We start from the raw sequence: 25,427 nt of genomic DNA, 5'->3' as shown, positions 1-25,427 counted from the left end.
CCCGCAGTTCTGCCATCTGTTCAGAGGAGAGATCCATACCTGACTCAACGATCACAGAAGCCTCAGGTTCCATGAACAGGATCACGAGACACTAGTGCCGCATCAACCGACGTTCGCCCTGTAGTGCCGCGCTGTTGGAAGGTGGTGCGCTCATCGCTGCCGTCAGGAACGTGATCGCCCAGCGCCGGGCCGCCTCGCCCGCGACGGGGGACGCGCAGCCAGGGGAGGGCTGCTGGTGGACTTCGAGGCGGTCGACGGCCGTCACGGCGAGGATCCCCCGCATCCGGAACCGCAGCTCCTCCGGGGAAAGGCCGGGCAGTACGCGCGCGAAGGCCGCGAGATAGCGCTCGCTGACCGAGTTCTCGGCCGCGCCGGACCAACTGCGTGCCTCCTCGGCCGGGTCGCTGAGGATCGTCACGATCAGCCGGGATGTCCGGGCGCCGCCCTCGTCGCCGGCCGGCATCTCGTCGAAAAGCGGCCCCACGAACGCCTCCACCAGTTCGCTGACCGGTGGGTCGGGGGTCCGGGCGAGCAGTTCGTCGAGCGCGGCGCACTGGGCTGCGTTGATGGGCTCGATCACGCGGCGGGCGACTGCGGCCATCAGCTCCGCCTTGGAGCCGAAGTGGTAGCCGACGGCGGCCAGGTTCGCTCCGGCGAGTTTGGTGATCGCGCGGACCGAGGTGCCGCGGTATCCGTGCTCGGCGAAGAGGTGCTCGGCCGCGTCGAGGATCTGGGTGCGGGTGTCTGGGGTCGCCACACGAGGGACTCTACATATGCTTGAATGAAACGAACGTATGAATCAAACGAACGTATGAAAGAGGGCTGTCATGAAGCTGCTCGTGTACGGCGCCGGAGTGTGCGGCAGCCTGTTCGCCGCCCACATGCACGAGGCCGGCCACGACGTCTCGCTCCTCGCCCGGGGCGAGCGCCTGACCGCCCTGCGCCGGCAGGGAGTGCAGCTCGCCGAGGAAGACGGCCCAGCTGTCAGGCGGGTGCCGGTACCGGTGGTCGAGCACCCGGACGGCGGGTACGACCTGATCACCGTCGTCGTCCGCACCCACCAGGTGGACGCGGTGCTGGAATCACTCGCCGGTGTCCAAGGTGATGTGCTGTTCCTGCTCAACTGGGCAGCCGGCCCGGAGATGCTAGGTACGGTGATCGGCCACGAGCGGGTGCTGCTCGGCTTTCCCACGACCGGCGGCACGATGGACGGCGACGTGGTCCGCTACCGCAAGAGCAATGTCATCACCCGCCGGGTCGCGATTCCGATCGGCGAGCCCGACGGCCGTACCACCCCGCGACTGGTACGGATCGTGGAGACGTTCCGTACCGCCGGGATCAACGCCAAGGCCGAGCCGCGGATGGATGCCTGGCTCAGGACGCACGCCGCGTTCGCGGTCCCGCTCGGTCAGGCGGTACACACGGCCGGCGGCCCGGCAGCGCTGGCCGACGCCCCGGACGCGGTACGCGGCATGCTCCACCTCATGCGGCAGAACCTCGCCGCGCTACAGACACCGCCGGTACCTCGCGCGTTCGCCGCGTTGCGGGCTCTGCCGCAAGGGCTCCTCGTGGCCGTGCTCCGGCGCTTCCTGAAGAGCCCGACGGCCGTGCACAGCGGACTCAGCGACCTCTCGCCTGCCACGGCGGCCGAACTTGAGCGGCTGGCCGAACAGCTCCGTGCCCCTGCGGGAGCCCGCTGAGCGACCCCTGTGGAGGTGCGCTCTGGCGGTCAGGCGTCCGCAGCCGCGAGGAGTTCGTCCGTCGTCGGTCCGTCCGGGTATCCGCCCTGCGCGCCGAGGTGGCCGCAGGCGTACGTCGCCGAGGCCACCGCCGCCCGGAGCGCCGAGTGCGGGTCCGCGCCGCACAGGGAGCGGGCGATGTAGACGCCTGCCAGGCAGTCGCCGGCTCCGGTGGTGTCGACGATACGGGCGGCGGGCGGCGGCGCCACGGCGATCTCGCCGGACTCGTACGTCAGCGTCGCCCCGCGTGATCCCCCGGTGCGTACCACCGACTTGAGCCGGTGGCGCGCTGCGAAGCCGTGCACGTCGCCTATCTCCGCCGCGGTCCGCTCGTTGAGGAAGACGACCGCCGCCCCGTGCAGGGCCGGGGCGAGCGCGTCCATGCCGTGGGCGAGCGCAAGGGGTTCCAGGTCGATCGACAGCGCAATGCCGGCGGCGCGCGCCCGCTCCGCGAGCACCGCCGCGCCCTCCGGGTGCAGGCAGGAGGTGTGGATCCAGTCCACTCCCGCCAGTTCGGCGTCGCGCACCCGCTCCGGCGGGGGGTACTGCGAGACCGACGAGGTGTAGACGAGACGCTTCTCCCCGTCCTCGGCCAGGGTGCACACCGACAGCGCGGTCATGCCCGGTGTGGTGGTGACACCCGTGACGTCGACCCCATGTGCCGCGAGGCGGTCCGTGGCGTACGCGCCGAACACGTCGTCCCCGACGACGGCCAGCAGCGCCGCGTCGACGCCCTGCCGGGCGCAGGCGACGGCCGCGTTGGCGGCCACCCCTCCGGCACTCACCAGGTGCTCGAACGCGTGCGTCTTCTGGTCCGGGTCGGGAAAGCGGGGCACGCGCAGCGCCACATCGAACGCTATGTCTCCGCAGAACAAGGCCGTCGCCATGATGCCGTTCCCCTCGTCGTGCCCTTTGCCGGTCGCAACTCGGGCCGTCGGCATCCGGTGGTCGACTACCCTCGGTCCGTGGCCGACAGACGCAGACCGAACCACCCGGCGGCGGGGTGTCTCAACAAGGCGCGGATTGCTGTGTCTTCCCCGGCCTTTCGCGTCAACTCGCCCATGATGGCGCGTGGTTGCTGGTTCCGGTATGAGGGCGGACCGGGCTCGTGAAGACCAGCTTCAAGGTCCACGCCGGTGTGGCGCTCGCGCTCAGCGGGCTCTCGCTGCTGGTGTCGGCGCTCACGCTCCTGCCGGGCCGGCCGGTGCCGTTCCACGGTGGGCTGGTGACGATCGAATTCGCCCTGCTCTTCCCGCTGTTCATCGTGACCGTCGCGCGTGGGATCGCGCTGCGGGCCGACGGGACGAAGGTCACGCGCGCGGATCACTGGCCGGCCGTGCGGCGGCTGCCCCGCTCCGTGCGCTTCCTTCTTTTCTTTCTCTTCGCGTCCGGTATCGGTCTGACGGCCGGCGGCATGGTCGCGGACACCTCCCGCCAGGCCGGGAGGACCGAGGCCGGTCGCTATTACGCCATCGACCTCGGCAGCGCCACCCATGAACAGGTCGAGGTGTCGAAGAGCGAGTACGACGCGCTGCGCCGGCACGACCAGCGTGCCGTGCACGCCATCGGCGGGCTGCTCGCGGCGGGCGCCGCCACCCTGACCTTGATCATCGGCCAGGCCCAGCCCGGCACCGAGCGGCACCTGCCACCACACGGCCTCGATTCCGCGGCATAAGCCACCGGACGCGACGGTCCGAGCCCCACCCACGCGGATCTCCCGAGGCCAGCCCACACGGCACCCCCGAGCCTCGCAGCCGCACCGGCACCACACGCACCGCCGCGGACAGGATCTTCCCGTTCGCGTCGAGCCGGGCCGCGAGCATGCCCGCCCGTTGCCCGGCGTCGCCGAGGAAGGACAGGTCCCCGGCGCGTTCCGGATGGCGCGCCGCGCCGGCCGCACCGCGCTCCGCCGCGGCCGCCGCCCGGTCGTCCAACTGGGGGGCCGCCGCCTGCAGGGAAACGCGACGAAGGGCCGCACCCCCCTTTACGGGGGATGCGGCCCTTGGTCGTTTCGGCCGGTGCCTACTTGCGGATCAGGCTGCGCAGCACGTACTGCATGATGCCGCCGTTGCGGTAGTAGTCGGCCTCACCTGGGGTGTCGATGCGGACGACCGCGTCGAACTCGACGCCCGTGTCGGTGGTCACCTTGACCGTGCGCGGCGTGGTGCCGTCGTTCAGCTCGGTGACGCCGGAGATGGCGAAGGTCTCCTCGCCGCTCAGGCCGAGGGATTCGGCGGAGGCGCCCTCCGGGAACTGGAGCGGCAGCACGCCCATGCCGATGAGGTTGGAGCGGTGGATGCGCTCGTAGGACTCGGCGATGACGGCCTTGACACCCAGCAGGGCCGTGCCCTTGGCCGCCCAGTCGCGGGACGAGCCGGAGCCGTACTCCTTGCCGGCCAGGACGACCAGCGGGATGCCGGCGGCCTGGTAGTTCTGCGAGGCGTCGTAGATGAAGGAGACCGGCCCGCCGCCCTGCGTGAAGTCGCGGGTGTAGCCGCCCTCGGTGCCCGGCGCGATCTGGTTGCGCAGGCGGATGTTGGCGAACGTGCCGCGGATCATGACCTCGTGGTTGCCGCGGCGGGAGCCGTAGCTGTTGAAGTCGCGGCGCTCCACACCGTGCTCGGTGAGGTACTTGCCGGCCGGGGTGTCGGCCTTGATGGCGCCGGCCGGGGAGATGTGGTCGGTGGTGACCGAGTCGCCCAGCTTGGCCAGGACGCGGGCGCCGGCGATGTCCTCGACCGGGGCCGGCTCCATGCCCATGCCCTCGAAGTACGGGGGCTTGCGGACGTACGTCGACTCGGCGTCCCACTCGAAGGTGTTGCCGGTCGGGATCGGCAGCGCCTGCCACTGGGCGTCGCCGGCGAAGACGTCCTTGTACGACTTGGCGAACATGTCCTCGCCGATGGCGTTGGCGACGACGTCGTTGACCTCGGCCTCGCTGGGCCAGATGTCCTTCAGGTGGACCGGGTTGCCGTCCTGGTCGGTGCCCAGGGCGTCACGCGTGATGTCCACCTTCATGGAGCCCGCGATGGCGTACGCGACGACCAGCGGCGGGGAGGCCAGGTAGTTCATCTTGACGTCGGGGTTGATCCGGCCCTCGAAGTTGCGGTTGCCGGACAGCACCGAGGTGACCGCGAGGTCGTGGTCGTTGACGGCCTTGGAGACCTCCTCCGGCAGCGGGCCGGAGTTGCCGATGCAGGTGGTGCAGCCGTAGCCGACGAGGTTGAAGCCGACCTTGTCCAGGTACGGGGTGAGGCCCGCCTTGTCGAAGTAGTCGGTGACGACCTTGGAGCCCGGGGCGAGGGTGGTCTTGACCCACGGCTTGCGGGTCAGGCCCTTCTCCACCGCCTTCTTGGCCACCAGCGCGGCGGCGACCATGACGTACGGGTTGGAGGTGTTGGTGCAGGAGGTGATGGCCGCGACCGTGACCGCACCGTGGTCGAGGGTGTAGGTGGTGCCGTCGGGGGCGGTGACCTGGACCGGGTTGGAGGGGGCACCGTTCGGGGCGACCGCCGGGGAGTCGGAGGCCGGGAACGACTCCTTGCCCGCCTCGTCCACCACGTCCACGTAGTTGAGCACGTCCGACTTGAACTGCTGGGCGGCGTCGGCGAGGACGATGCGGTCCTGCGGGCGCTTCGGTCCTGCGATCGACGGGACGACCGTCGACAGGTCCAGCTCCAGCTTCTCGGAGAAGTCCGGCTCGGCCTTCGGGTCCAGCCACAGACCCTGCTCCTTGGCGTACGCCTCGACCAGCGCGACCTGCTGGACGCTGCGGCCGGTCAGGCGCAGGTAGTTCAGGGTCTCGTCGTCGATCGGGAAGATCGCGGCGGTGGAGCCGAACTCCGGCGACATGTTGCCGATGGTGGCGCGGTTGGCGAGGGAAGTGGCGGCGACGCCCTCGCCGTAGAACTCCACGAACTTGCCCACGACGCCGTGCGCCCGCAGCATCTCGGTGATGGTGAGCACGAGGTCGGTGGCGGTGGTGCCGGGCCGCAGCTCACCGGTCAGCTTGAAGCCGACGACGCGCGGGATGAGCATGGAGACGGGCTGGCCGAGCATGGCGGCCTCGGCCTCGATGCCGCCGACGCCCCAGCCGAGCACGCCGAGGCCGTTGACCATCGTGGTGTGCGAGTCGGTGCCGACCAGGGTGTCCGGGTACGCCTTGCCGTCGCGCACCATCACCACACGGGCCAGGTGCTCGATGTTCACCTGGTGGACGATGCCGGTGCCGGGCGGGACGACCTTGAACTCGTCGAACGCGGTCTGGCCCCAGCGCAGGAACTGGTAGCGCTCCTTGTTGCGCCCGTACTCAAGGTCGACGTTCGCCTTGAAGGCGTCGTTGGTGCCGAACTTGTCGGCGATGACGGAGTGGTCGATGACCAGCTCGGCCGGGGCCAGCGGGTTGATCTTGGCGGGGTCGCCGCCCAGTTCCTTCACCGCCTCGCGCATGGTGGCGAGGTCCACGACGCACGGGACGCCGGTGAAGTCCTGCATGATCACGCGGGCCGGGGTGAACTGGATCTCCTGCGACGGCTGGGCCTTGGAGTCCCAGCTGCCGAGGGCGCGGATGTGGTCGGCGGTGATGTTCGCGCCGTCCTCGGTGCGGAGCAGGTTCTCCAACAGGACCTTGAGGCTGTACGGCAGGCGGGCCGAGCCCTCCACCTTGTCCAGCCGGAAGATCTCGTACGACTCGTCGCCCACCTGCAGTGTGCTGCGGGCGTCGAAGCTGTTCGCCGACACGACAGTCTCCTTCATTGATGTGCGCGTACCACCACGATCCTGCCGCCACGGCCACGGGGCCGATCCGCTAAGGTAAGGCTAAGTTACGTAATCCTTACCCGGGTGGCGGCTGTGGTGCCCTCGGCAGATATCTCGATGTCGAGATAACTCTAGTACATGGGGCCGGAATGGTCATGCCCGGACCGCCCCGCGCATACGGGCGCGAGCGCCCGCCCCCATGCCGATGCGGGCGCGGGCGCGGGGCGCCAGGACGGACGCTCGTTCGAAGTCGACACGCGTGCGCGACATAACGGGACATCTAATGATTTATCACTCTGTCCGGTTACCCTGAATCTGCCACATCACCCTTGGCATCAGGGGACACTGACGTCCCATCACCCTGGTGGACCCCCCCAGCGGGCGCCATCTCATATCTGAGATAACCTCAACCTCATGGCAGACGACTACCTCGTACGCATCGGCAAGCTCATCCGTGACGCCCGCCAACACCGCGGCTGGACACAGGCACAGCTCGCGGAGGCACTCGGCACCAGCCAGAGCGCCGTCAACCGAATCGAGCGCGGGAACCAGAACATCAGCCTTGAGATGATCGCCCGAATCGGCGAAGCCTTGGACAGCGAGATCGTGTCGCTGGGTTACGCGGGCCCCATGCATCTCCGGGTGGTCGGAGGCCGTCGCCTGTCCGGCGCCATCGACGTGAAGACCAGCAAGAACGCCTGCGTGGCCCTGCTGTGCGCCACGCTCCTGAACAAGGGCCGCACGGTACTGCGCCGGGTCGCCCGCATCGAAGAGGTGTACCGCCTGCTGGAAGTGCTCAGCTCCATCGGCGTCCGCACCCGCTGGATCAACGACGGGGTCGATCTGGAGATCGTGCCCCCCGCCGAGCTGGAGCTTGAGTCCATCGACGCGGAGGCGGCCGTCCGCACGCGCTCCATCATCATGTTCCTCGGCCCCCTGCTGCACCGCATGGACGCCTTCAAGCTGCCCTACGCCGGCGGCTGCGACCTCGGCACCCGCACCATCGAACCGCACATGATCGCGCTGCGCCGGTTCGGTCTGGAGGTCGCCGCCACCGAAGGTCAGTACCACGCCACGGTGGACCGGTCCGTGCGTCCCGCCCGCCCGATCGTGCTGACCGAGCGGGGCGACACGGTCACGGAGAACGCGCTGCTCGCCGCCGCCCGCTACGACGGCGTCACCACGATCCGCAACGCCTCCTCCAACTACATGGTCCAGGACCTGTGCTTCTTCCTGGAGGCGCTGGGCGTGCGGGTCGAGGGCATCGGCACCACCACGCTCACCGTGCACGGCGTGCCCACCATCGACGTCGACGTCGACTACTCGCCCTCCGAGGACCCGGTGGAGGCGATGAGCCTGCTGGCCGCCGCCGTGGTCACCGAGTCGGAGCTGACCGTGCGCCGGGTGCCGATCGAGTTCCTGGAAATCGAACTCGCGGTCCTGGAGGAGATGGGACTCGACCACGACCGCACCGCCGAGTACGTCGCCGACAACGGCCGTACCCGTCTGGTGGACCTGACCGTGCGGCCCTCCAAGCTGGAGGCGCCGATCGACAAGATCCACCCGATGCCGTTCCCCGGCCTGAACATCGACAACGTGCCCTTCTTCGCGGCCATCGCGGCGGTCGCCCAGGGCAAGACACTGATCCACGACTGGGTCTACGACAACCGCGCGATCTACCTGACGGACCTCAACCGCCTGGGCGGCCGGCTGCAACTGCTCGACCCGCACCGCGTCCTGGTCGAGGGCCCCACCCGCTGGCGCGCCGCCGAGATGATGTGCCCGCCCGCGCTGCGCCCCGCCGTGGTCGTCCTGCTCGCGATGATGGCCGCCGAGGGCACGTCGGTGCTGCGCAACGTCTACGTCATCAACCGCGGCTACGAAGACCTCGCCGAACGCCTCAACTCGATCGGCGCCCAGATCGAGATCTTCCGGGACATCTGATGTACGAATGCCGCCGCACCCTTCCTTGACCTGCTACTCAGCGGGTCAAGGAAGGGTGCGGCGGCATCTCTGCTCCAATAGTCCGGAGAATCGCCGGGCCGCACAGCGCGGGAGCCGACCCCTACTACCGCTCCTGGCCGGCCGCGCCGGCGGTGAACACCTGGCGGATGAAACGCCGTTGCCACGGCACCTCGACCGCACGGGAGTGGTAGTTCCGCCGCACCCATTTGACCGCCTCTTTGGGGTCCATGCCCTCGAAGACGCACAACGCGGAGAGAGCCGTGCCGGTGCGTCCGACGCCGCCCCCGCAACAGATCTCCAGGCGTTCGTCCGTGGCGCGGTCGTACGCCACGCGGAGTTTGCGCATAGCGTCCATGGAGTCGGCGGGAAGCCAGAAATCCCGCCAGGGAATCCACAGAGACTCCCACGGCGTCTCGGGTGGCTGATGCTCCGTCAGATGTACGGCCAACGTGGGAGTCTGTCCCTCCGGAAGGTCGTATCTGAGCCCACGTCCGCGAACCCTCCGCCCCGAGGGGAGCGTCATCATTTTGGGCGTATCGGCGTTCCACGGTTCGGTCATGGTGAATTCCGTTCCGATCGGTCCCTTGCAATTGATCCGCCGGCCATGGCAATCATCCCCAAAGGGATCTGGGGAAGCACCAGTTGGGCATGGAAGAGTAGCGCAAGGCCAAAGCCTCGGCCTGCCCGAGGAAACCCGCCGTCGCGCCCAGCACGGCCGCTTCGAAGGTGCCCGGTTGGCCCGGCAGGGTCGGCAGGATGTCGGACACCTCGATCGACAGGAGCACGAGCACCAGGAAGGGCACCAGGCCCAGGCTGGACGCTGCCTGGACGGCGAACTCGATCCGCACCAGGAGCGGGAACCGGAGGCGGGAGTCGGTGAACAACGCATGGAACTCGGCCGGGCTCAGGGATCGCTCCTCAGCCGCGCCCCCGACATCGGCCGCCACAGCGCGCGCCCGGGCGAGCAGCGGCGCCCACTCAGGCGTCACCTGGCGTACGACGAGGACTTCCCCCCTCCCCAGCGCGTCAGCGTCCGCGATCTCGTGGATCACCCGGGCACGGCCCGTGCAGCTCCCCGGGCTCACGGCCGATCCACTCAGCCGGTCCTCCCCGTCCACGTCCCGCTCGATCCCGGACAGGGCCAGGGAAGAGCATGATGCGCGCGTCGGTAGGGACCACATCGGGCGGGTTGAGCCTCCGCCGGCGTCGCAGGCGGCGCTCGTGCACCAGGTCGCGCCATCCGCACGCGGCCCAGCAGGCGACAGGACGCGTGTCGCCGGCGGCGCCGGCTCAGCGCCGTGCGGGGTGGGGGTCGGTGCGGTGGGTCACTCCGCTGGGGTCCAGGCCTTCGGGCCGCCGCCGCGCCACTCGATCAGGGCCGGGTCGTCGAGCGTCGTGTCGGTCTCGGGCAGGCCGGTCCGGCGCAGGAACTCGACCAGATCGAGCAGGTGATACGCGGTGCCCACGTACTCGCCGCGGATCGTGACCCGCCTGCCGCCGTCAGGGCTCGGCGGCTGCACAATCACAGGCGCGCCTTCCATAGCTACTGAATGCCCCTTGCCGCGCCGCTCATGCCCGTCCGCGCCCGTCGAACGCCGCCGGTAAGCAGTCGAACACCCTCGGTACGCCGCCGGACGTCATCGGACGCCGGCGAAGCCCGCCGTACGGAGGAAAGCGACGGGGTCGACCGGCGCGCGCGGGAAGGAATGAAACCCGGCATTCCTGCCTACTCGGAACGCATGGCTCGGTCCAACGACGAGGTCGCGGCGCTGTTCCAGGAGTACGCGGACCTGATCTCGATCACCGGCGGAGACGCCTACAAGGCACGTGTCTACGAGAAGGCGGCGCGCGCCATCGGCGGCTATCACGCCGACGTGTCCACGCTCGACGCCAAGGGACTGCGGGAGATCCCCGGAGTCGGCACGTCGATCGCACAGAAGGTCACCGAGTACTTCCGCACCGGCAGCGTGTCAGCGGTGGACGAACTGCGCGCGCAGATCCCGGCCGGGGTCCGGCGGCTGACGGCCATCCCGACGCTCGGCCCGAGGAAGGCGCTCGCCGTCTACGAAGAACTCGGCATCTCCTCGGTCGACGAGCTGGTCGACGCGATCCACGCCGAGAAGCTGCGCGACCTGAAGGGCTTCGGCCCCAGGACGGAGGAGAACATCCTGCACGGCGTGGAGCTGCTGCAGTCCTCCGGCGACCGGGTGCTGCTCGACGTGGCGATGGACCTCGCCGACGACATCGTCGGGGAGCTGTCCCGCGTGACGGGCTGCCGCCGCTGCACCTACGCCGGGTCGCTGCGCCGCGTGCGGGAGACGATCGGGGACATCGACGTCCTCGTCGCGGCCGAGGAGTCGGACCCGGTGATGGACGCCTTCACCGGTCTGCCGTACGTCACCGAGGTCATCGCGCACGGCCGGGCGAAGACCTCGGTACGCACCGTCAAGGGGCTGGCCGTGGACCTGCGGGTGGTACCGCCGGATTCCTGGGGCGCGGCGCTGCAGTACTTCACCGGTTCGAAGGCACACAACATCCGCACCCGGGAGCTGGCCGTGCACCAGGGGCTGAAGCTGTCCGAGTACGGGCTGTTCGACGTCGAGAGCGGGCAGAAGATCGTCTCCGAGACCGAGGAGGAGGTCTACGCCCGGCTGGGGCTGCCCTGGATCCCGCCGCCGCTGCGCGAGGACCGCGGGGAGATCGAGGCCGGGCTGCACGACGCGCTGCCCGACCTGGTGCGGGAGCCGGACCTGCGGGGTGACCTGCACACGCACACCGATCTGACCGACGGGCTCGCGCCGCTGGAGGAGATGGCCGAGGCGGCGGCCGAGCGCGGCTACGCCTATTACGCGATCACCGACCACGGGCCGAACCTGTACATGCAGCAGATGACCGAGGAACGGATGCTGGCCCAGCGCGAGCGGGTGCGGGAGCTCGACGGGACGTTCGGCCGGCGGGGCGGGCGGCGCGGCATGCGGCTGCTGCACGGCGTGGAGCTGAACATCGACCCGGACGGCGGCGTCGACTGGCCCGAGGAGTTCCTGGCCGGCTTCGACGTGTGCGTGGCCTCGGTGCACTCGCACTTCAACCAGACCCGCGGGGAGCTGACCCGGCGGCTCGTGCGGGCCTGCGAGAACCCGTACGTCAACGTCATCGGTCACCCCACCACCCGCATCATCGGCAAGCGGCCGCCCCTCGACGCCGATCTCGACGAGGTGTTCGCGGCGTGCGCCCGCACCGGCACCGCGCTGGAGATCAATTCCCATCCGGACCGGCTGGACCTGCGCGACGAGGACATCCTGCGGGCCCGGCGGCACGGAGTGAAGTTCGCCGTCGACAGCGACGCGCATTCCGTCCTGCACCTGGCCAACATGCGCTACGGCGTGGGTACGGCGCAGCGCGGCTGGCTCACCGGGGACGATGTGATCAACACCTGGCCGGAGACTCGTTTGCGGCGGTTCCTGCGCAAGGGGCGGGCCGGGCGGAGGTCCCACGCCTGACCAGCCTGACCGTGCGGTTCGTGGGTGCCACGCCATGCCCTCGGGCGGGTGCGGGTGCGGGTGCGTTGTGGCTGGGCGCGCAGTTCGCGGCGCGCCTTTGGGGCGCTGCCCGGAGGGGTCCCCGGCGTTCAGGACCGGTAGGCGGCCGTCGCGATGTGGGCGAAGGAGCGGAGCAAGGGGTTCGGGTCGTTCTCGTTCCAGGCCGCCACCACGCGGCTCGGCGCCATGTCGGTCAGCGGTACCACGACCAGTTCGCCGAGTGGTTCGTGGCCGAGCGGGGTCATCCCCACCGTGCCGTTCCAGAGCACGGCCTGCAGACACTCCTGGACCGCGCGCACCACGGGGCCCTCGCGCGGCTCACCGCCGTTCCAGTACGCCTGCCAGAGCGGGTCGGTGCCGTCCGGGAACCGGAACCAGCGCCGGTCGGCCAGGTCGGCCAGCCGCAGCCGGTCGCGGCGCGCCAGCGGATCGTCGGCGCGCAGCACCGCTCCCACCGGGTCGGCGCGCAGTTCGTGCACCGTCAGGCCGGTCTCGTCGAAGGGCCCGCGGGTCAGCGCGATGTCGACCAGTCCGGCGCGCAGCCCGCACGTCGGGTCGGTCAGGTCGGTGTCGCGGATGCGGACCTCGACGCCCGGGTGCCGCCTGCGGTAGGCGGCGGCCAGCCGTCTCGCGCCGGGGTCGGTGCTGTCGCCGAGGATGCCGACGGTGAGGGTGGCGGTGCCGGCCGCGGCGGCCACGCGCACGCGTACCCGGTCGGCCCGGGCGAGCAGGGCACGCGCCTCCTCCAGCAGTGCCGTACCGGCCGGGGTGAGCGTGACGCCGGCGGCGGATCGGTTGAGGAGCACGGCGCCGATCTCGGTCTCCAGTTGCCTGATCGCCCGGCTCAGCGGCGGCTGGCTCATGTGCAGCCGGGTGGCGGCCCGGCCGAAGTGGAGTTCTTCGGCGACGGCCACGAAATAGCGCAGCGTGCGCAGCTCCATGACCTGCGACGTTACCCGTGGGGTATCGGCGTCACCTAATCGGTCTTGGCCGGCCGCGGCGCCCGCGCGGTGGATCGGATCATGACGGACCAACCGATGACGTGGGCGGCGGTGCGCCGACCCCGCAAGCGAGCGTGCGGGCGATGAGCCGGTACGCGACCGAGCCCGCCGACGACTTCGCGTAGACCCCGGTGTCCGCAGCACCGACCACCGACCACCGACCACCACAGATGGGAATCATGAACCTCGCGTATGGGATCGTCGCCGGCCTGCTCGCGCTCTTCTACCTCTACGGGGGTGGGATCAAGGTGATCAGGACCCGTGAGCGGCTGCGGCCGATGATGGCCTGGGTGGACCGCATGCCGATGCCGGCCGTGCGGACCCGGGGTCCTCGAAGTACTCGGCGCGACCGGGCTCGTCCTGCCGCCGCTGACCGGCATCGCGCCCTGGCTGGCCCTGGCCGCGGCCATCGGGTTCGTGCTGCTGCAGATCGGTGCGATCGGCGTCCACCTGAGCCTCGGCGACCGCCGGATCGCCCTGAACGTCACGCTCGTCACCACCGCGGCCCTCACCTGCTGGCTCGCCACGACCTGGCTGTCCTAGGCCCTGTCGTCAGACCCCCGCCTGCCCCGCCCCCGAGCATGAACTCCCGGCAGGCCGGCCGCCGCGTCCGCGCCCTGCGCCGCGACGGCTCACTTCCGGCGCCGTAGTGGGACGGCTCGCCTCCCGTGCCGTCGTGGTGAGGGCGTACGGGTTCGTGAGCCGGCGCTCGTTCGGCCGGGGCGGAACGAGCGCCGGGGACGCGGGTCAGCGTGCGACGAGCGTCACGTCCTGCCGACCGGTGGCGTGGAAGTACGGCAGCGGCAGGCCGCCCTGCGGGCGCAGCTCCATGAGGGTGGCCTCGACGTGTGCCGTCCCGGGGGCGATCCGGTCCGACGGCACCGTGCCGGAGTTCTCCCAGCGGTGTTCGGCGCCGTCGCACAGCGCGCGGGTGCCGCCGACGCCGTAGCGGGCCTGCGTGGATCCCTGGCCGATCGAGGAGCTGACGAACACCGGGCCGATGCCCGCGCCGCACCGGTAGGTGCCGGTGAGGACGACGGTGCCGTCGGCGGCGACCCGGCCCACGGAGTCGACGGTGACGCGTTCGGCGGGGGCGGCGGCAGCGGTCACCGGCGCGAGCGCGCCGAGCAGCAGCGCGACGCCACCGACGGCCGCGCCGAGAACGGGGCGTACGGGCATGGGGTACCTCCCGGGATCGTGAAGTGGTGGGGGTCACCTCAGGTCCTACCGCCTGTCCGGACCCACTCCTCTGACGTCACCCCATCAGTGGCGCGTCACAGCCCCCATAGGGGCGCGAGGAACTGCGCGACCAGCCACAACGCACCGGCACCCGCACAGCAACCCCCTACCGCCCCCCGCGGAGCGCCTAGTCGAGGAGGGCGAAGCCGTCGAGTTCCACCATGGCCCGCTCGTCCCACAGCCGCACCACCTCGACGACGGCCATCGCCGGATACGTCCGTCCTGCCAACCGATGCCAGACGCGGCCGAGTTCAGCGGCGTGGGTGCGGTAGGCGGCGACGTCGGTGGCGTAGACGGTGACCCGGGCGAGGTCGGCCGGGGTGGCGCCGGCCGCGTGCAGTGCGCTGAGAAGGTTGCCGAGCGCCCGCTCGAACTGCTCGGGCAGGGTGTCGCCGACGACCTTTCCGTCGGCGTCGAGCGCGGTCTGGCCCGCCAGGAAGACCAGCCGGGTGCCGGTGGCGACCACGGCGTGGGAGAAGCCGACGGGCGGGGAGAGGTCGGGCGGGTTGATGCGCTCGGCCGTCACGGGGCCTCCTGGGAAGTGCGCGATGCGGCGTGCGGGGCGTACAACTCCTTGGCGATGATGCCGCGTTGGACCTCGCTCGCGCCCTCGTAGATCCGCGGGGCGCGTACCTCGCGGTACAGGTGCTCCAGGAGGTGGCCCCGGCGCAGCGCTCGGGCGCCGTGCAATTGGACGGCGGTGTCGACGACGTACTGCGCGGTCTCGGTGGCGAGCAGCTTCGCCATCGCGGCGCGCCGCGGGACGTCCGGCGCGGCCTCGTCGTACGCCGTGGCCGCCGCGTACACCATCAGGCGGGCGGCCTCGGTGCGCAGGGCCATCTCCGCGACCTGGTGGGCGACGGACTGCAGGTCCTTCAGCTTGCCGCCGAAGGCGTCCCTTCGGCGGGTGTGGTCGACGGTGGCGTCGAGCGCGGCCTGTGCCATGCCGACCGCGAAGGCGCCGACGCTCGGGCGGAACAGGTTCAGGGTGCCCATGGCGACCCGGAAGCCGCGGTCGGGCGTGCCGAGCACGTCGTCCGCGGTGACGGGCACGGCGTCGAGGTCGAGGGTGCCGACGGGGTGCGGTGACAGCATCTCCAGGGCGGTTCCGGTGAGTCCTGGCCGGTCGGCCGGCACGAGGAAGGCGGTCACGCCGCGGGCGCCGGCGCCCGGGGTGGTGCGCGCGAACACCGTGTAGAAGTCGGCTTCGGGCGCGTTGGAGATCCAGCACTTCGCGCCGGTGAGCCGCCACCGCCGAGCGCCGTCGGCCTCGGCCACCGTCCCACCACCGAACTCACCGTCCAGCGACGCCCGTTGCCCGTCCGGCACACCCTGCGAGTCCCGCGTGTCCTGCCTGCCCCGCAAGTCCGAAGCGTCCCGCACGCCCTGCCCCTCCCGCAGGTCCTGCCCGTCCTGCCGGTCACGCACGTCCCGCGCGCCCCGCGTGCCCTGCGCGTCCCGCACACCCTGCGCGTCCCGCAAGTCCGAAGCGTCCCGGGCGCCCTGCGCATCCCGCGCGTCCGGAACATCCCGTAAGTCCGAAGGGTCCCGCGTGTTCTCGTTCTCCGCCCGCAGGGCCAGTGCCGCGGCGTCGGAGCCCGCTCCGGGCTCGGTCAGGGCGAAGGCGGCGATCGCGCTGCCGTCGGCGACCCGCGGCAGCCAGCGGTCACGCTGGGCCGGGGTGCCGTGGGCGTGCAGCGGATGGGCGCCGAGCCCCTGGAGGGCGAGCGCGGTCTCGGCCTCCGTGCACGCGTGGGCCAGGGACTCCCGCATCAGACACAGGTCGAGGGCGCCGGAGTCGAACATCCGGGAGATGAGGCCCAGTCGGCCGAGTTCCGCGACGAGCGGACGGTTGACCCGGCCGGACTCACCCTGTTCGGCCAGCGGGCGCAGCCGTTGCGCGGCGAGCGTGCGCAACCGGGCACACCAGGCGGTTTGCTCGGGTTCGAGTGCGAATGCGGGCACTGCCGTTCCTCCCTCCACGGCGGGTCGTCGCGACCCCACCCCGACGGTATCGCGGGCCATTGACTGTCGTCACCGACACGATACGCTCGATCCGCGAGCCCACCACGAGCCCGGCCGGCAAGGGGGGAGACGCCATGAACGTCTCGGCGCACGTGGACACCTTCGCGCGCGACCACCTCCCGCCGCCCGACGAGTGGCCCGAGCTACGCTTCGACCTGCCGGAGCTGCGCTACCCCGACCGGCTGAACTGCGCCGCGGAACTCCTGGACCACGCCGACCCGGCGCGCCCGGTGTTCCACACCCCCACGGGCGGCTCATGGACCTACGGCGAGCTGCGCGCCCGGGTCGACCGCCTCGCGCATGTGCTGACCGCCGGCCTCGGCGTGGTCCCCGGCAACCGGGTCCTGCTGCGCGGCCCGACCACTCCGTGGCTCGCGGCCTGCTGGCTCGCGGTGCTGAAGGCGGGCGCCGTCGCGGTCACGGTGCTGGCCCAGCAGCGCCCGCACGAGCTGGCCACCATCTGCGAGATCGGCCGGGTGGGTCACGCCCTGTGCGACATCCGGTCCGTGGCCGACCTCGCGAGGGCCGAGGTCCCCGGGCTGCGCATCACGACGTACGGCGGTGACGCGCCGGACGACCTGCTGAACCTTCCCGCGCCCGGCACCCCGTACCCGGCCGTGCGCACCGCCGCCGACGACATCGCGCTGATCGCGTTCACCTCCGGCACCACCGGCCGCCCGAAGGGGTGCATGCACTTCCACCGGGATGTGCTCGCCATAGCGGACACCTTCTCCAGACATGTGCTCGGCCCCCATGTGGACGATGTGTTCGCGGGCAGCCCCCCGCTCGGCTTCACATTCGGCCTGGGCGGGCTCGTGGTCTTCCCGATGCGGGCCGGCGCCAGCGCGCTGTTGCTGGAACAGGCCGGACCCGGACAGCTGTTGCCCGCGATCGCCAGGCACCGGGTGTCCGTGCTGTTCACCGCGCCGACCGCCTACCGCGCCATGCTGGACCAGTTGGACGGACACGACACCTCGTCGCTGCGGCGCTGTGTCTCGGCGGGCGAGAACCTGCCGGCGGCGACCTGGCGGACCTGGCACGAGCGCACCGGGCTGCGCATCATCAACGGCATCGGCGCCACCGAGCTGCTGCACATCTTCATCTCCGCCGCCGACGAGCGGATCAGGCCCGGCACCACGGGCGTGCCCGTGCCGGGTTGGCACGCGCGCGTGCAGGACGCGGACGGGAACCCGGTGCCCGACGGCCGGCCGGGGCTGCTGGCCGTGCGCGGCCCGGTCGGCTGCCGCTATCTCGCCGACCCGCGGCAGCGCGTCTATGTGCGCGGCGGCTGGAACATCACCGGCGACACCTATGTCCGGGAGGCCGACGGCTACTTCCGGTACGTCGCGCGCGCCGACGACATGATCGTCTCGGCCGGGTACAACATCGCGGGCCCGGAGGTCGAGGACGCGCTGCTGCGCCATCCGGACGTGGTCGAGGCCGCGGTGGTCGGGCGGCCCGACGAGGCGCGCGGCCAGGTGGTGGTGGCGTACGCCGTGCTGGCCGAGGGTGCCGCGCGGGACGCCGACGCGCTGCGGGCCTTCGTCAAGTCCGAGCTGGCGCCGTACAAGTGCCCGCGGGAGATCGTCTTCCTGGACGCGCTGCCGCGCACGGCGACCGGCAAGCTCCAGCGTTTCCGCCTCCGCGCCGTTGCACCCTCCGCGCCCTCCGCACCCAAGGTGACCCGTAATGATCACGAAGACCTAAGATGATCAACGTGTCCGAGCAGCACGCCCCCCGGTCCCTCATCGTCACGTTCTACGGCGCGTACGGCCGTTTCATGCCCGGTCCGGTGCCCGTCGCCGAGCTGATCCGGCTGCTGGCAGCGGTCGGTGTGGACGCGCCGTCCGTGCGCTCGTCGGTGTCCCGTCTGAAACGACGCGGCCTGCTGCTGCCCGCCCGCACGGAGCGGGGCGCGGCCGGGTACGAACTCTCCTCGGAGGCACGGCAGTTGCTCGACGACGGCGATCTGCGCATCTACGCGTCCGCGCCGCCCGGTGACGAGGGCTGGGTGCTCGCCGTGTTCTCGGTGCCGGAGTCGGAGCGGCAGAAGCGGCATGTGCTGCGTTCCCGGCTGGCGGGCCTGGGCTTCGGCACGGCGGCGCCCGGGGTGTGGATCGCTCCGGCGCGGCTGCACACGGAGGCCCGGCACACCCTCCAGCGGCTGGGCCTCGACCCGTACGTCGACTTCTTCCGCGGTGAGCACCTGGGCTTCGCGCCCACCGTGGAGGCGGTCGCCCGCTGGTGGGACCTGGCCGCCATCGCCAAGGAGCACGAGGCGTTCCTGGACGCGCACGCGCCCGTGCTGCAGACCTGGCAGCGGCGGGAAGACACCCCGCCCCAGGAGGCGTACCACGACTATCTGCTGGCCCTGGACTCCTGGCGGCGCCTGCCCTACACCGACCCCGGGCTGCCGGCGCACCTGGTGCCCACGGGCTGGCCGGGCGCCCGCTCGGCGGAGGTGTTCCACGCCCTGCACGCGCGACTGCGGGACGCCGGGGCCGAGTTCGTGGAAACCTGAACCCGACGAGTTCATGGGGCCTGGTCCCGGCGCATTCATAAGGGCCGGAACGCAGGTCAGCTCCCCAGGGTGAGCCGGGGCTTGGGGGCGTCCGTGCGCCCGGTCCGCGGGGGGCGGCTGCCCGCCCGGTAGGGCGCGGGCCAGCCGACGCCCGGCCCCTCGTAGCCCTGCTCGGCCGCCGCGTGCAGCGTCCAGTTCGGGTCGTACAGGTGTGGCCGGGCCAGCGCGCACAGGTCGGCGCGCCCGGCCAGGATCAGGGAGTTGACGTCGTCCCAGGAGCTGATCGCGCCGACCGCGATCACCGGGACACCGGTCTCGTGCCGGATGCGGTCGGCGAACGGCGTCTGGTAGGAGCGTCCGAACTCGGGCCGCTCGTCGGCCACCACCTGCCCGGTCGACACGTCGATCGCGTCGGCGCCGTGCGCGGCGAAGGCGCGGGCGATCGCCACGGCGTCCTCGGCCGTGGTCCCGCCGTCGGCCCAGTCGGTGGCGGAGATGCGCACGGTCATGGGCCGTTCCTCGGGCCACACCGCGCGCACCGCGTCGAAGACCTCCAGCGGGAAACGCAGCCGGTTGGCGAGCGAGCCGCCGTAGGCGTCGGTGCGCCGGTTGGTGAGCGGGGACAGGAAGCCGGACAGCAGATAGCCGTGCGCGCAGTGCAGTTCGAGCAGATCGAAGCCGGCCCGGGCGGCCCGCCGGGCGGCGGCCGTGAACTGCTCGCGGATGTCGGTCAGCTGGGCGCGGGAGAGCGGGCGCGGCGTCTGGCTGCCCGGCTTGTACGGCAGGGGCGAGGCGGCCACGAGCGGCCAGTTGCCCTCGGGCAGCGGCTCGTCGATGCCCTCCCACATCAGCCGGGTGGAGCCCTTGCGCCCGCTGTGGCCGAGTTGCACGCCGATCGCGGTGCCCGGCGCCCGCGCGTGCACGAAGTCGGTGATCCGCCGCCAGCCCTCGGCCTGCCGGCCGGTGTAGAGGCCGGTGCAGCCGGGGGTGATCCGCCCCTCGGCGCTCACGCAGACCATCTCGGTCATCAGCAGCCCGGCGCCGCCGAGGGCGCGGGCGCCCAGGTGGACGAGGTGGAAGTCGCCGGGGACGCCGTCGGTGGCCGAGTACATGTCCATGGGCGAGACGACGACCCGGTTGCGCAGGGTCAGGCCGCGCAGCCGGAACGGGGTGAACATCGGCGGTGTGCCCGGCGGGCAGCCGAACGCGCGCTCGGCGGCCTCGGTGAAGCGGGCGTCGCGCAGCCGCAGGTTGTCGTGGGTGACGCGGCGGCTGCGGGTGAGCAGGTTGAAGGCGAAGAGGCGGGGCGGCTGGTCGAGGTACCGGTCAAGGTCCTCGAACCACTCCAGGCTGGCGCGGGCGGCGCGCTGGGTGGAGGCGACGACCGGTCTGCGCTCGGCCTCGTAGGCGGCGAGCGCCCCGGCCGTCGTGGGGTGCTCGGTCAGGCAGGCGGCCAGGGCCAGGGCGTCCTCGACGGCGAGCTTGGTGCCGGAGCCGATGGAGAAGTGGGCGGTGTGGGCGGCGTCGCCGAGCAGGACGACATTGCCGTGCGACCAGTGGTCGTTGACGACCGTGCGGAAGGCGGTCCAGGCGGACCTGTGGGAGCGCAGCGGCCGTCCGCCGAGCGCGTCCGCGAAGGTCTTGGCGCACCGCTCGACGGATTCCGGTGCGCCCAGTCCGTCGAATCCGGCGGCCCGCCACACCTCCTCGCGCATCTCCACGATCACGGTGGAGGCGTCGGCGGCGAACGGGTAGCCGTGCAGTTGCATGACGCCGTGCTCGGTCTCGGCGATCTCGAAGCGGAAGGCGTCGAAGGCGAAGTCGGCGGCGAGCCAGATGTAGCGGCACCGGTGGGTGGCCACATGGGGGCGGAACACATGGGCGTATGCCTCACGGGTGGTGCTGTGCACACCATCGGCGGCGATGACCAGGTCGTACGCCGTGGCAAGCCGGGCCGGGTGCGGCGCCTCGCTGCGAAAGCGCAGGTCGACGCCGAGGGCGCGGCACCGTTCGTGCAGGATCTCCAGCAGCCGTCGCCTGCCGAGCGCGGCGAAGCCATGTCCCGAAGAGGTGTGGCGGGTGTTGCGGTGGACGATGTCGATGTCGTCCCAGCGGACGAACTCCCGTCGCAGGGCCTCGTGGACCACCGGGTCCGCGTGTTCGATGCCGCCCAGCGTCTCGTCGGAGAGGACGACTCCGAAGCCGAAGGTGTCGTCGGGGGCGTTGCGTTCCCAGACGGTGACCTCCCTCCCGGGGTTCATCCGTTTCAGCAGTGCGGCCGCGTAGAGGCCGCCGGGACCGCCACCGATGATCGCTATGCGTCGCGGACGGCCGGTCGCCGCCGGCGGCTGCGGGTCCGCCGTGGCGTGTCGCGCCCCGCGGCGGGGCCGCACATCGGCACGGCCCCGCGCCCCCCTGGGGGGCGGCTCGCCCGGGGTCGGCATCGAGGCTCACCTCCCCCGCCACTTCGGGGGGCGCTTCTCGGTGAAGGCCGCGTGGAACTCGGCGTAGTCCGCGCTGTTCATCAGCAGTGCCTGGGTCGAGGCGTCCAGTTCCACCGACGCCGCCAGCGGCATGTCCAGTTCGGCGGTGAGCAGCGCCTTGGTCTGCGCGTGTGCCAGGGCCGGGCCTGCGGCCAGCCGGCGGGCGAGTGCCTGTGCCGCCGCGTCGGCGTCCTCGGCCAGCTCGCTGATCAGGCCGATCCGCTCGGCCTCGGGGGCCCGCACCGATTCGCCGAGCATGAGCAGCCGGGTGGCGTGGCCGAGGCCGACGACCCTGGGCAGCAGATAGGCGGCGCCCATGTCGCCGCCGGACAGTCCGACGCGGGTGAACAGGAAGGCGAACCGGGCGCTCGGGTCGGCCACGCGGAAGTCGGCGGCCAGCGCCAGCACGGCCCCGGCCCCGGCGGCCACCCCGTGCACCGCCGCGATCACCGGGAACGGGCACTCCCGCAGGGCCCGCACGACCTGGCCGGTCATCCGGTTGAAGTCGAGGAGCTGGGCGGTGTCCAGGGCGAGGGTGGCGCCGATGATCTCGTCCACGTCGCCGCCGGAGCAGAAGCCGCGTCCCTCGCCGGCCAGCACCAGGGCGCGCACGGACCGCTCGCGGGACAGTTCGGCGAGCAGGTCGCGCAGGTCGGCGTAGGCGCCGAAGGTGAGCGCGTTCAGCTTCTCGGGGCGGGCGAGGGTGACGGTGGCGACGCCCTCGGTGCGGTCGACCCTGAGGTGGTCCCAGGCGGCGGTGCGGGCGGCGGAGCCGGTGAAGGGGCTCATGAGGTGCGGCCTCCTCGGGCGCGGACGGTTCCTCACGTAGCTCTACCCCGAGAAGCTATCACCGAATTCTGACCACCGTCAGGAGAGCGCGACAGAACGAGGGCCGGGCGGGACCGTGGAGCGTCGAGATCCGGCCACATCCGTCACGGCCCGTCAAGAGCCCGGTAACAATGTGACCGCAGGTGCGAGGTGGACCGTCGGCCCGGGTAGGCCAGCTCACAGCGGGGCCGAACGCCCCGGACGGTACCCGTCCAGTCCCTCCGGGATCGGGCACCGTACCCTTTCTGAGGTTGCAAGCTGGACAGCCTGCTCCATGAACGGAACCACCGTGCACGAACGCCCCTCCGCCTCGGCCTCCTGGCGCATCGCGCTGCCGCACACCACCGCGGCCGTGCCGGTCGCGCGTGCCCTGGTGCGCAACGCCCTGGCGGAGCTGGAGCACGCGGCCGACCGCGACACCGCGGAGCTGCTGACGGCGGAGCTGGTCGCCAACGCGGTGGAGCACACCGCGGGACGGGGCCCGATCGAGCTGGTGGTGGAGGTGCGGCCGACTGGCTGCCAGGTCGAGGTGCACGACCCGGACCCGGCGCCGCCCGGCAACCTGACCCTCCCGACCGCCGAGGAGCCCGACGTGTGGCAGGAGGGCGGGCGCGGGCTGCTGCTGATCCGGACGCTCAGCTCGTCCTGCGGCCACCGCCCCACCGAGTCCGGCAAGGCGGTGTGGTTCAGACTGCCTGCCGTGCCGCGTCAGCGGCGTCGGACGTGACCTCGGCGCGGGCGGCCCCCGCGAGCGTGGAGTGCCGGCGGCCGTAGCCCAGGTAGGCCAGCAGCCCCACGGCGAGGAACACCGCGAACTGGATCCAGGTCCGCCGGCCGGTCTCGTACATCAGATAGAGGCAGAAGCCGACACCGAGCAGTGGGAGCAGCACCGGGTGCAGCGGCACCCGGAAGGTGCGGGCGAGTCCCGGTTCCCGGCGGCGCAGGGCGATCACCGCGATGTTGACGACGGCCATGACGGCGAGCGTGCCGATGGTGCACAGGTTCATCACGGCGTCCAGGGAGGCGAAGGCCGCCGGGAGCGCGAAGACGACGGCGACGACGAGGGTCCCGGCGGCCGGGGTGGCGGTGCGCGGGGAGACCTTCTCGAAGATGCGCGGGACGAGGCCGTCCCGGGACATCGACATCAGGATACGGGTCTGGCCGTACATCACGGCGAGCACCACCGAGGCGATGGCGACGACCGCGCCGAACGCGATGATCCCGCCGCCGATCGTGGACCCGGTGACCTCGTTGACGACGTACGACAGCGCGGCGGGCCGGCCGGCCACCCGGTCGCCGCCGACGGCGCCGATCGCGGCGACGGCGACCGCGCAGTACAGCAGCGTGACCAGGCCCATGCAGACGAGGATCGCGACCGGGACGTCCCGGCGCGGGTTCTTCGCCTCCTCGCCGGCGGTGGTGATCGCGTCGAAGCCGATGTACGAGAAGAAGGCGGCCGTGGTGCCCGCGCCGATGCCGCCGAGCCCGGCCGGGGAGAACGGGGTGAGGTTGCCGTCCTTGAACGCGCTGTAGCCGATCGCGCAGAAGGCGAGCAGGATCGCGAGCTTGACGGCGGCCATGGCGGCGGTCGCCCGGGCGCTCTCCCGCACGCCGCGCACCAGCAGCAGACAGGCCAGCGCGATGACGATCACGGCGGGCAGGTTGACGATGCCGCCGTCGCCCGGCCCGGCGCTGAGCGCGGCGGGCAGTTGCCGGCCGGTGAGGCCGTGCAGCAGTTCGTTGACGTACTGGCTCCAGCCGACGGCCACGGCCGAGACGGAGACGCCGTACTCCAGCAGCAGGCACCAGCCGACCAGGAAGGCGGTGGGCTCGCCGAGGCCCGCGTAGGCGAAGGAGTAGGAGGAGCCGGAGACGGGGATCGCGCCGCCCAGCTCGGCGAAGGACAGGGCGGTGAACACGCAGGTGATCGCGGCGAGGACGAAGGAGACGACGACGGCCGGGCCGGCCTGGGCGACCGAGTCGGACAGGCCGACGAAGATGCCGGTGCCGACGATCGCGCCGACGCCGAAGCAGATCAGCTGGAACAGGCCCATGGTGCGCCGCAGGCCGTGGCCCTCGCGGTCGGCGCCGGATTCGGCGACGAGGAGCTGGGGGGACTTGATGCGCAGCGTGGTGCGGGGAGCGGGCATGGGGGTGGTGCTCGTTTCTGGTGGTGCGGGGCGACGGGTGGGTCGCCGCGGCGGCCGGCGGGGGTGGCGCCGGGCCGCCGGTCAGGGCGGGGCCTGGTGGGCGGTGCGGGTGGGGTGAACGGGGCGGTTGGTGAGCGAGGGGGGTGCCGCGGTCAGGCCAGGGTGGCCACCAGGACCGCCTTGATGGTGTGCATCCGGTTCTCGGCCTCGTCGAAGACGACGGAGTGCTCGGACTCGAAGACCTCGTCGGTGACCTCCAGCTCCGTCAGCCCGTGCCGCTCGTGGATCTCACGGCCGACGTCGGTGCCGAGGTCGTGGAAGGCCGGCAGGCAGTGCAGGAACCTGACGTCCGGGTTGCCGGTGGCGCGCAGCACGTCCATGGTCACCGCGTACGGGCCGAGCAGCGCTATGCGCTCGTCCCAGACCTCCTTGGGCTCGCCCATCGACACCCATACGTCGGTGGCGATGAAGTCGGCGCCGCGTACGCCCTCCTTCACGTCGTCGGTGAGCGTGATCCGGGCGCCGGAGGCACCGGCGAGCTGCCGGGCCACCTCGACGATCGTCTCGTCCGGCCACAGCAGCCGCGGGGCGACGATACGCACGTCCATGCCGAGCAGGGCGCCGGTGACCAGGTAGGAGTTGCCCATGTTGTAGCGGGCGTCGCCGAGGTAGGCGAACGCGATCCGGGTCAGCGGCTTGTCGCTGTGCTCGGTCATGGTGAGCACGTCGGCGAGCATCTGCGTGGGGTGCCACTCGTCGGTGAGGCCGTTGTAGACGGGCACCCCGGCGTATGCGGCCAGCTCCTCGACGACGCCCTGGCCGTGGCCGCGGTACTGGATGGCGTCGAACATCCGGCCGAGCACCCGGGCGGTGTCCTTCACGGACTCCTTGTGCCCGATCTGCGAGCCGGCCGGGTCCAGATAGGTGGTGTGCGCGCCCTGGTCGGCCGCCGCGACCTCGAACGCACAGCGGGTCCTGGTCGAGGTCTTCTCGAAGACCAGCGCGATGTTCTTGCCGGTCAGCTGCCGTCTCTCGGCCCCGGCCCGCTTGGCCGCCTTCAGCTCGGCGGCCAGCTCGATCAGGCCGCGGAACTCCTCCTCGGTGAAGTCCAGCTCCTTGAGGAAGTGGCGGCCGGCGAGGGCGGTCGGGACTGTCGCCATGAGGGGCGCTCCAGGGGAT

At 71.6% G+C, this 25,427-nt stretch carries 21 protein-coding genes and 1 pseudogene; 8 read left to right on the top strand and 14 right to left on the bottom strand.

What is annotated here, in order from left to right; translation table 11 throughout:
* Positions 1-91: 91 nt before the first annotated feature.
* Positions 92-757 (bottom strand): TetR/AcrR family transcriptional regulator, encoded by a 666-nt coding sequence (locus ACIRFL_RS37500; RefSeq protein ID WP_404038174.1) that lies wholly within the window; start codon positions 755-757, stop codon positions 92-94.
* 70 nt (positions 758-827) lie between these two features.
* Between ACIRFL_RS37500 and ACIRFL_RS37495 the strand changes: the two genes are divergently transcribed.
* Positions 828-1,700 carry a ketopantoate reductase family protein gene (locus tag ACIRFL_RS37495; protein WP_404038171.1) on the top strand — a complete coding sequence of 291 codons (873 nt, stop codon included), beginning with the start codon at positions 828-830 and terminating at the stop codon, positions 1,698-1,700.
* Between the two features lie 29 nt (positions 1,701-1,729).
* Here the strand turns inward: ACIRFL_RS37495 and ACIRFL_RS37490 are convergent, their stop codons facing one another.
* Positions 1,730-2,626: a carbohydrate kinase family protein gene (locus ACIRFL_RS37490; protein WP_404038169.1), complete on the bottom strand. Its 897-nt coding sequence runs from the start codon at positions 2,624-2,626 to the stop codon at positions 1,730-1,732.
* 251 nt (positions 2,627-2,877) lie between these two features.
* Here ACIRFL_RS37490 and ACIRFL_RS37485 point away from each other — a divergent pair, with 251 nt between their 5' ends.
* Positions 2,878-3,414, top strand: coding sequence for a hypothetical protein (locus ACIRFL_RS37485; protein WP_404038167.1), 537 nt, complete (start codon positions 2,878-2,880; stop codon positions 3,412-3,414).
* Positions 3,415-3,761: 347 nt separating this feature from the next.
* On the opposite strand, the gene acnA is transcribed toward ACIRFL_RS37485, so the two are convergent.
* Positions 3,762-6,479, bottom strand: a complete 2,718-nt coding sequence (gene acnA / locus ACIRFL_RS37480) for an aconitate hydratase AcnA (RefSeq protein WP_404038164.1) — start codon at positions 6,477-6,479, stop codon at positions 3,762-3,764.
* A gap of 432 nt (positions 6,480-6,911) precedes the next feature.
* Between acnA and ACIRFL_RS37475 the strand changes: the two genes are divergently transcribed.
* The gene (locus tag ACIRFL_RS37475) at positions 6,912-8,441 is read left to right on the top strand and encodes a helix-turn-helix domain-containing protein (protein WP_404038161.1); all 1,530 of its coding nucleotides are present in this window, start codon (positions 6,912-6,914) and stop codon (positions 8,439-8,441) included.
* A 124-nt stretch (positions 8,442-8,565) separates the two neighbouring features.
* Here ACIRFL_RS37475 and ACIRFL_RS37470 read toward each other — a convergent pair whose 3' ends face one another.
* The 3 genes from ACIRFL_RS37470 to ACIRFL_RS37460 all read right to left on the bottom strand — a co-directional run bounded on the left by ACIRFL_RS37470 (position 8,566) and on the right by ACIRFL_RS37460 (position 10,003).
* Complete coding sequence (locus ACIRFL_RS37470; protein WP_404038158.1) at positions 8,566-9,021, bottom strand: protein phosphatase; 456 nt, start codon at positions 9,019-9,021, stop codon at positions 8,566-8,568.
* Between the two features lie 52 nt (positions 9,022-9,073).
* The gene (locus ACIRFL_RS37465) at positions 9,074-9,514 is read right to left on the bottom strand and encodes a hypothetical protein (RefSeq protein ID WP_404038155.1); all 441 of its coding nucleotides are present in this window, start codon (positions 9,512-9,514) and stop codon (positions 9,074-9,076) included.
* A gap of 273 nt (positions 9,515-9,787) precedes the next feature.
* Positions 9,788-10,003: a hypothetical protein gene (locus ACIRFL_RS37460; protein WP_404038153.1), complete on the bottom strand. Its 216-nt coding sequence runs from the start codon at positions 10,001-10,003 to the stop codon at positions 9,788-9,790.
* A 198-nt stretch (positions 10,004-10,201) separates the two neighbouring features.
* Here ACIRFL_RS37460 and polX point away from each other — a divergent pair, with 198 nt between their 5' ends.
* Entirely contained in the window at positions 10,202-11,962 is a 1,761-nt protein-coding gene (gene polX / locus ACIRFL_RS37455; RefSeq protein WP_404038150.1) for a DNA polymerase/3'-5' exonuclease PolX, read from the top strand.
* Between the two features lie 128 nt (positions 11,963-12,090).
* Here the strand turns inward: polX and ACIRFL_RS37450 are convergent, their stop codons facing one another.
* The gene (locus ACIRFL_RS37450; RefSeq protein WP_404038147.1) at positions 12,091-12,942 is read right to left on the bottom strand and encodes a LysR family transcriptional regulator; all 852 of its coding nucleotides are present in this window, start codon (positions 12,940-12,942) and stop codon (positions 12,091-12,093) included.
* A gap of 239 nt (positions 12,943-13,181) precedes the next feature.
* Here ACIRFL_RS37450 and ACIRFL_RS37445 point away from each other — a divergent pair.
* Positions 13,182-13,545, top strand: a pseudogene (locus ACIRFL_RS37445) (DoxX family protein).
* A 204-nt stretch (positions 13,546-13,749) separates the two neighbouring features.
* On the opposite strand, the gene ACIRFL_RS37440 reads toward ACIRFL_RS37445, so the two are convergent.
* The 3 genes from ACIRFL_RS37440 to ACIRFL_RS37430 all read right to left on the bottom strand — a co-directional run bounded on the left by ACIRFL_RS37440 (position 13,750) and on the right by ACIRFL_RS37430 (position 16,206).
* Positions 13,750-14,181 (bottom strand): DUF6299 family protein, encoded by a 432-nt coding sequence (locus ACIRFL_RS37440; protein WP_404038144.1) that lies wholly within the window; start codon positions 14,179-14,181, stop codon positions 13,750-13,752.
* Between the two features lie 187 nt (positions 14,182-14,368).
* The gene (locus tag ACIRFL_RS37435; protein ID WP_404038141.1) at positions 14,369-14,767 is read right to left on the bottom strand and encodes a RidA family protein; all 399 of its coding nucleotides are present in this window, start codon (positions 14,765-14,767) and stop codon (positions 14,369-14,371) included.
* The gene (locus ACIRFL_RS37430; RefSeq protein ID WP_404038139.1) at positions 14,764-16,206 is read right to left on the bottom strand and encodes an acyl-CoA dehydrogenase family protein; all 1,443 of its coding nucleotides are present in this window, start codon (positions 16,204-16,206) and stop codon (positions 14,764-14,766) included. The genes ACIRFL_RS37435 and ACIRFL_RS37430 overlap by 4 nt, the downstream gene beginning before the upstream one ends.
* A gap of 134 nt (positions 16,207-16,340) precedes the next feature.
* Here ACIRFL_RS37430 and ACIRFL_RS37425 point away from each other — a divergent pair, with 134 nt between their 5' ends.
* A complete protein-coding gene (locus ACIRFL_RS37425) occupies positions 16,341-17,978 on the top strand; it encodes an AMP-binding protein (RefSeq protein ID WP_404038136.1) in 1,638 nt (545 codons plus the stop codon).
* Entirely contained in the window at positions 17,975-18,787 is an 813-nt protein-coding gene (locus tag ACIRFL_RS37420) for a PaaX family transcriptional regulator C-terminal domain-containing protein (protein WP_404038133.1), read from the top strand. The genes ACIRFL_RS37425 and ACIRFL_RS37420 overlap by 4 nt, the downstream gene beginning before the upstream one ends.
* 56 nt (positions 18,788-18,843) lie before the next feature.
* On the opposite strand, the gene ACIRFL_RS37415 is transcribed toward ACIRFL_RS37420, so the two are convergent.
* Both ACIRFL_RS37415 and ACIRFL_RS37410 read right to left on the bottom strand, forming a co-directional pair.
* Positions 18,844-21,231: a bifunctional salicylyl-CoA 5-hydroxylase/oxidoreductase gene (locus tag ACIRFL_RS37415; RefSeq protein WP_404038130.1), complete on the bottom strand. Its 2,388-nt coding sequence runs from the start codon at positions 21,229-21,231 to the stop codon at positions 18,844-18,846.
* 6 nt (positions 21,232-21,237) lie between these two features.
* Positions 21,238-22,059 carry an enoyl-CoA hydratase family protein gene (locus tag ACIRFL_RS37410; protein ID WP_404038128.1) on the bottom strand — a complete coding sequence of 274 codons (822 nt, stop codon included), beginning with the start codon at positions 22,057-22,059 and terminating at the stop codon, positions 21,238-21,240.
* A 313-nt stretch (positions 22,060-22,372) separates the two neighbouring features.
* Here ACIRFL_RS37410 and ACIRFL_RS37405 point away from each other — a divergent pair, with 313 nt between their 5' ends.
* A complete protein-coding gene (locus ACIRFL_RS37405; protein ID WP_404038125.1) occupies positions 22,373-22,825 on the top strand; it encodes an ATP-binding protein in 453 nt (150 codons plus the stop codon).
* Here the strand turns inward: ACIRFL_RS37405 and ACIRFL_RS37400 are convergent.
* Together ACIRFL_RS37400 and argF are read right to left on the bottom strand one after the other, a co-directional pair.
* Positions 22,785-24,248 (bottom strand): amino acid permease, encoded by a 1,464-nt coding sequence (locus tag ACIRFL_RS37400; RefSeq protein ID WP_404038122.1) that lies wholly within the window; start codon positions 24,246-24,248, stop codon positions 22,785-22,787. The two genes, ACIRFL_RS37405 and ACIRFL_RS37400, sit on opposite strands and share 41 nt — an antisense overlap.
* Before the next feature lie 152 nt (positions 24,249-24,400).
* Complete coding sequence (argF, locus tag ACIRFL_RS37395) at positions 24,401-25,408, bottom strand: ornithine carbamoyltransferase (RefSeq protein WP_404038119.1); 1,008 nt, start codon at positions 25,406-25,408, stop codon at positions 24,401-24,403.
* Positions 25,409-25,427 lie beyond the last annotated feature (19 nt).

The sequence above is a fragment of the Streptomyces sp. NPDC102462 genome (genome assembly GCF_044765425.1).
Taxonomy (GTDB): domain Bacteria; phylum Actinomycetota; class Actinomycetes; order Streptomycetales; family Streptomycetaceae; genus Streptomyces.
This window is presented reverse-complemented; position numbering and strand designations above follow the sequence as displayed.

Excerpts from the sequence above, each read along its gene's own strand:
- ACIRFL_RS37495 (WP_404038171.1), top strand. The coding sequence starts at position 828 with ATGAAGCTGCTCGTGTACGGCGCCGGAGTGTGCGGCAGCCTGTTCGCC.
- ACIRFL_RS37490 (WP_404038169.1), bottom strand. The coding sequence starts at position 2,626 with ATGGCGACGGCCTTGTTCTGCGGAGACATAGCGTTCGATGTGGCGCTG.
- ACIRFL_RS37475 (WP_404038161.1), top strand. The coding sequence starts at position 6,912 with ATGGCAGACGACTACCTCGTACGCATCGGCAAGCTCATCCGTGACGCC.
- ACIRFL_RS37470 (WP_404038158.1), bottom strand. The coding sequence starts at position 9,021 with ATGACCGAACCGTGGAACGCCGATACGCCCAAAATGATGACGCTCCCC.
- ACIRFL_RS37460 (WP_404038153.1), bottom strand. The coding sequence starts at position 10,003 with ATGGAAGGCGCGCCTGTGATTGTGCAGCCGCCGAGCCCTGACGGCGGC.
- polX (WP_404038150.1), top strand. The coding sequence starts at position 10,202 with ATGGCTCGGTCCAACGACGAGGTCGCGGCGCTGTTCCAGGAGTACGCG.
- ACIRFL_RS37450 (WP_404038147.1), bottom strand. The coding sequence starts at position 12,942 with ATGGAGCTGCGCACGCTGCGCTATTTCGTGGCCGTCGCCGAAGAACTC.
- ACIRFL_RS37440 (WP_404038144.1), bottom strand. The coding sequence starts at position 14,181 with ATGCCCGTACGCCCCGTTCTCGGCGCGGCCGTCGGTGGCGTCGCGCTG.
- ACIRFL_RS37425 (WP_404038136.1), top strand. The coding sequence starts at position 16,341 with ATGAACGTCTCGGCGCACGTGGACACCTTCGCGCGCGACCACCTCCCG.
- ACIRFL_RS37420 (WP_404038133.1), top strand. The coding sequence starts at position 17,975 with ATGATCAACGTGTCCGAGCAGCACGCCCCCCGGTCCCTCATCGTCACG.
- ACIRFL_RS37415 (WP_404038130.1), bottom strand. The coding sequence starts at position 21,231 with ATGCCGACCCCGGGCGAGCCGCCCCCCAGGGGGGCGCGGGGCCGTGCC.
- ACIRFL_RS37410 (WP_404038128.1), bottom strand. The coding sequence starts at position 22,059 with ATGAGCCCCTTCACCGGCTCCGCCGCCCGCACCGCCGCCTGGGACCAC.
- ACIRFL_RS37405 (WP_404038125.1), top strand. The coding sequence starts at position 22,373 with ATGAACGGAACCACCGTGCACGAACGCCCCTCCGCCTCGGCCTCCTGG.
- ACIRFL_RS37400 (WP_404038122.1), bottom strand. The coding sequence starts at position 24,248 with ATGCCCGCTCCCCGCACCACGCTGCGCATCAAGTCCCCCCAGCTCCTC.
- argF (WP_404038119.1), bottom strand. The coding sequence starts at position 25,408 with ATGGCGACAGTCCCGACCGCCCTCGCCGGCCGCCACTTCCTCAAGGAG.